The 5,090-nt window shown below is 36.2% G+C and carries 8 protein-coding genes; 5 read left to right on the top strand and 3 right to left on the bottom strand.

Annotated elements, in window-relative coordinates; translation table 11 throughout:
- Positions 1-393: ribonuclease E activity regulator RraA (gene rraA, locus AB685_RS26170; RefSeq protein WP_047973525.1), on the bottom strand; the 393-nt coding region annotated here is incomplete at its 3' end.
- A gap of 93 nt (positions 394-486) precedes the next feature.
- Complete coding sequence (gene yhfH, locus AB685_RS30650; RefSeq protein WP_082153781.1) at positions 487-621, bottom strand: protein YhfH; 135 nt, start codon at positions 619-621, stop codon at positions 487-489.
- 169 nt (positions 622-790) lie between these two features.
- Between yhfH and AB685_RS26165 the strand changes: the two genes are divergently transcribed.
- The 3 genes from AB685_RS26165 to AB685_RS26155 all read left to right on the top strand — a co-directional run bounded on the left by AB685_RS26165 (position 791) and on the right by AB685_RS26155 (position 2,180).
- Positions 791-994 (top strand): hypothetical protein, encoded by a 204-nt coding sequence (locus AB685_RS26165; RefSeq protein WP_047973524.1) that lies wholly within the window; start codon positions 791-793, stop codon positions 992-994.
- A 99-nt stretch (positions 995-1,093) separates the two neighbouring features.
- The gene (locus tag AB685_RS26160; RefSeq protein ID WP_047973523.1) at positions 1,094-1,465 is read left to right on the top strand and encodes a hypothetical protein; all 372 of its coding nucleotides are present in this window, start codon (positions 1,094-1,096) and stop codon (positions 1,463-1,465) included.
- Positions 1,466-1,607: 142 nt separating this feature from the next.
- The gene (locus AB685_RS26155) at positions 1,608-2,180 is read left to right on the top strand and encodes a YusW family protein (RefSeq protein ID WP_047973522.1); all 573 of its coding nucleotides are present in this window, start codon (positions 1,608-1,610) and stop codon (positions 2,178-2,180) included.
- A 219-nt stretch (positions 2,181-2,399) separates the two neighbouring features.
- Here AB685_RS26155 and AB685_RS26150 read toward each other — a convergent pair whose 3' ends face one another.
- Positions 2,400-3,227 carry an STAS domain-containing protein gene (locus tag AB685_RS26150; RefSeq protein ID WP_047973521.1) on the bottom strand — a complete coding sequence of 276 codons (828 nt, stop codon included), beginning with the start codon at positions 3,225-3,227 and terminating at the stop codon, positions 2,400-2,402.
- A gap of 271 nt (positions 3,228-3,498) precedes the next feature.
- Here AB685_RS26150 and AB685_RS26145 point away from each other — a divergent pair, with 271 nt between their 5' ends.
- Together AB685_RS26145 and AB685_RS26140 are read left to right on the top strand one after the other, a co-directional pair.
- Complete coding sequence (locus tag AB685_RS26145) at positions 3,499-4,164, top strand: PhoU domain-containing protein (protein ID WP_047973520.1); 666 nt, start codon at positions 3,499-3,501, stop codon at positions 4,162-4,164.
- On the top strand, positions 4,161-5,090 hold a 930-nt coding region (locus AB685_RS26140; RefSeq protein WP_047973519.1), incomplete at its 3' end, for a Na/Pi symporter. The genes AB685_RS26145 and AB685_RS26140, both read left to right, overlap by 4 nt.

Genomic DNA, 5,090 nt, shown 5'->3' with positions numbered 1-5,090 from the left:
CACAGCGATATTTTCATATCCATTGCCTTGTTTAATGCTTTTAAGAGGATGGGTTGCAATAGCTCGAACCCCAATATTCATCTGGTTAATCTCAGCGCTATCCCTGATACAGCCGTAAACGATTATACCACCAAGCTTTCTTTTGACAGCGATTTCTGCTAAATTATCACCTAAAAGAGCGCAACGAGTAGATCCTCCCCCATCAACGACTAATACACTTCCTTCTGGGATGGTTTGAAGAGCTTTTTTTACAAGCACATTGTCTTCATATACTTTAACGGTAGAAATTGGACCGTAGAAAGATTTCTTTTCTCCGTAAATCGAAAAAATAGGTTCAGCAATTTTTACTTCATCTCTGTATTCATCACATAAATCCGCAGTTATTATATCCATGCTTTTCCTCCTTGATTATGTATGTGCAAAGCAAAATCTGACTCAATGAATTGGGCCAGATTCTCTTGATAATGTTATATAACAGTATGCATTTTAATCATGGCTTGCATGTCTTAAACATTTTTCGCATTGGTTGAAGTACGCTTCTTGGATTTGATTAATTGTCTTACCACAATCTGTGCACTCTTTCATACCAGTTCTTGTAGTGATCATCTCTTTATAATTCATTTATAATCGCCTCCGTTTGTTTTGTTACATTTATTGTACTATAACAGAACGTGATAACGCAAGTTTGTTTTCAGATTATTTTAAAAATATTTTGTTTAGATCACTTTTAGGTATGTTTAATATAAATCAGTCTAGGGAATCTCCATTTATATTAAGAGGAGGGATTACCTTGAATAACAAAGAAAAAGATCAAGTACTAAGAGAACGTAATTCAAAGTCAAAAGCTTTTAAAGAAGATAAGGAAAAACAAAAAGAGCGTGATCAAACGGTCATGCCAGTGGATGACTTACCATTAGATGAAATCAAAAATGAAGAAGAAGAGGAACGAAATAAGGAAAAGACAAAAGATCGTTCCACTAGTGAAGAAAAGTAGACCAGGCTATCGAAGCTTGGTTTATTTTTTTTATGTGTAGTTACAAGTTGATCAGGGTAAGTAGATAAATAGCCAATCAATTAAAGGAGTGGATTCTTAATGGAACGTGAACGATATTTTGTATCAGTCGATCAGCCGGTGTTGAGTATTACCAAAACAGAAACACCAGAAAACTTGATTCAATATGAAATTTACGCAACACCGAAAGAGAAAGATAAGATACACGCATTACTAGAATCAATTAGTGATCAAGACTTTGAGCCCCAACAAATTTTTGAGCGCCCTTTCCAAGAAAGAGCCGCAGATAATGAGAAGGATCATACACAAAAAGAAATTCGAGTCTTATATGAAGCTCTTTATGAATTAGGTACACCTGAAACGAAAGAAGTTATTGGAAATATTGTGCCAGTTGGTAAAGAGGATCCAAAAGAAGAAACGAATGATCTAAGCGAAGAACGCTCTACTTTTTAATTTAAGGTTGAAATTTAACCATTCGTTATTTTCACATATTTTCTAACAAACTCACATAATTATTTTTAAAAAATAATGTTTGAGTATACCGAATAACGGTTATCCAATAAGTACACCAAAAATATTAGGAGGCACAATTACTATGAAAAAAACAAAAACAATTTTAGCTGGAGCATTTATCGCATCAACAATCGTACTAGGAGCTTGTAACACAGACACAGAGGTAGACGAACCGGCACCAGAGGATGCTACTACTGAAGAAGATAGTGCAATGGGTGATGACACTGAAGATGATAACATGACCGATGATGATACTGATACTGGTGATGACATGGGCGAAGATACAGATGAAATGTTTGAAGACGAAGAGCCCGCAACGACTGCATTTGGTTTCAGTTCATTTGAATTAAGTGTAAACTRTGATGAGATGGKCGATAACTACGATGTTAATTATGAGCATGATACAGATGAAGTAACAGCCGAGATTGATGATTCAGTGAACGACACGCAACTAGAAGGTGACGAAGCTTACACTGAACTAGAAGGTACTTTTGAACAACTGGAACTAGATAGTTCTATGAGTGAAGAAGAAATTATTGACGCTGTTGTAGAAGGATTTGGTTTAGATCCAAACTATGACTCTTTAGAACTAACAATCATGTTTGATGATGGTACTGAGCTAGATATCGAACATTCACAAGATGACGRAATGTAATTAATATTCAACCGAAACCACATCTATAATAGATGTGGTTTTTTTATATTGGAATAATGATTTTCAAAAGGCTAATGTAGCGGTTTAGACATTTAAGCTAATATCAAATGAATATTTAAATGATGTGTCATTCTAAACGGTACCAGGTTCTTAAAAGTAAAAAAAACGGATTAAAAAAGCAAGATCTAGGTGGCTAAATCTTGCTTTTTTCTTAATACGTTAAAGACCGATCTCCGAAAGAGTTTGCTGTAAGCTTGCGCGAGTTCGGAGATCTTCAAATCGAATTCCTAACTGGACAAGTGTTTGAGCAATCTCAGGTCTAATTCCGGTTAGCGTGGCTTCTACACCAATTAATTTAAGCGATGAAATAACTTGATACAAGTTATTGGCGACCATTGTATCCACAATTGGTACACCAGATAGATCAATAATTAAATGATTTATTTTTGTTTCAATACTACGTTGAAGGGCTATTTCCATTAATAATTTTGAGCGAGTAGCATCTAATTCACCTATTAAAGGAAGAATAGCTATGTCCTTTGAAATCGTTACCACTGGCACGGACAGCTCTTGCATTTTTGCATGTGCTTTTTCGATTACTTGTTTATTATATTCCACGTAAACATGGCTGAAAATATAACAGATCTCATCCAAGATGGGGTCTAGTGTTTTTCTAAGTTGAAGGATAGTACTAGCTGATAAATGCTTTTCTTCCAGTTCCTTTGTGCACTCTCCCCAAATAACTGTACGATAGACAGTTATTTGCTTCAAAGCTTGGWCTAAATCGATTCCTCCATGGCTTGCTCGCTCACCCGTATAGTGGGCCCAGTCTCTTATTTTCTGGTGTGGAGTCTCCTTATTGTCAGAAGATAAAAATTGACCAAGTGCCTCCAACAATTGCGCCCTTAATTCAATTAGTTCAGGTGAATCGGCAGCCTGTGTCAGACTTTTTTTATAGCTATCTTCTTGGTGCTTCGTGATTTCTTTTGAAAGCTCATACTTGTTAGTCGTTAACCGTATTCCAAAAGTCTTTAATTCTGCATCCATAATCTAGGGCTCCTCATGTATATTTTAATCTTATCATATAGCAAATAACGAGAATAGAAAAGAATAAAATAGTGGTAGTAGTATGGGTAGATCTTACAACTATGGGTGTTAATTAAACGTTTGTTTAAATAGTAATAGGACAACCCCATGGCTAGAAGAAAGCTGTACTAAATGAATAGTAGCAGACATAGGATGAACTATTATAAAACGAATAAACGTAAAAGGTATAAGTAGTTGTGAGGGTTGGATTTTAAGTGAAGGGGGGATACGGATGTTAACACGGACCAACTTTCTTGATAGAGAAATGAATGAATTAAAAGAGAGGCTTCTCTTAATGGTCGAACTAAGTCATCAAATGCTTCAACTTGGATCTAAATCAATCGTACTACATGCTACTTTTGATAAAGAAGGAACCCTTCATGCTGAACGAGACATTAATACAATTAACAAGGTGATACAAAAAAAGGTACTAGAGCTGTTATCTTATGAACAACTTGCGTTAAAGCAAGTAAAGGGCTTGTTTTTATTTTCAAAAATAGCAAGGGATTTAGAGCGAGTTGGCGACCATATTATGAATATTATTGTGATTGCTCCTGTAGAAGAAGTTCCGGAAATGGTCTCACAATCATACRCTCAGTTCATGAAAAATGTAGGACAAATGCTAGAAGCATTAATAAGAGGAATTAAAGAAGAAGACCGCTCTGCATTGAAATGGATATATGAAGAAGATGCAGAAGTTAATCAATTAAACAGGAAATCGTTTAAACTCATTACAGACTCCCTGGGTATGGATCAACTCGCTGCCGATAGTGGTGGGAAGTTAATATTAATGAGCCGTTTTTTTGAACGGATGGCTGATCATGTATCAAACGCAGCGAAAGATTATCGTCATTACTTAAAAGACTGTCACTCCTCGATAAGCAGGAATTCCACATGATCATGACACAAAGCCTACTCAGCTTCCTTGGGGGGCTTGGCCTTTTTTTATATGGTATGAGTCGTTTGAGTAAAGGATTGCAAAAGGCGGCCATCAATAAACTGCGTCTTCAAATGGGAAGGATCGTTAAAAATAGATTAAAAGCTTTAGTTGTTGGGTTATTATTTACTTTTTTCTTGCAAAGCAGCACGGTTATGTCAATTATAGCAGTTGGTTTGGTTAGTCATTCCATTATCACCTTTGTTCAAGCTTTAGGAGTCATATTGGGTTCAGCAATCGGTACTACGATCACCGTGCAAGTTCTTGCTTTTAATATAAGCCAATTTTCACCTCTTTTTATTTTTTTAGGTGTGATTTTACTTGTGTTTGTTTCAACGGATCGTGTAAAGCCTGCTGGAGAAATGTTCCTCGGATTTGGTATGGTGTTGTTTGGCATTTCTTATTTATCTCAAGCCGTTCTTCCTTTAACCAATGAACCAATTGTTACGGAATTATTGTTATATCTTGAGAATCAACCCCTATTGCTTTTTTGGGTGAGTGTTCTCCTGACAGCAGCGCTCCACAGTAGTGTAGCGATGATTATAGTAGGAATTTCCTTTTATTCAGCTGGAGCAATGGGATATGAAGAAGTCATCTGGCTTGTGCTCGGAGCTAATTTAGGAGCAACTGTCCCTGTATTAGTGGCAAGCTTCTCCGTTTCACGTGAAGGAAGAAAGGTAGCTCTTGCTTACCTAGTAATGAAACTATCGATTGTTATAGTTGTAGGAGTAGTCATTATGGTTTTTCCAGTTATCAGTAACCATATACCTGGAGGCTCAGAAAGGCAGATTGCAAATTTCCATACAACCTTTAATCTCTTTTTAGCTATATGTTGGCTTCCTTTTCTTTTCTTTTTAGCGAAGGCTATGAATCAATTCCTACCTAAC

It is taken from the genome of Bacillus sp. LL01 (assembly GCF_001037965.1).
This window is presented reverse-complemented; position numbering and strand designations above follow the sequence as displayed.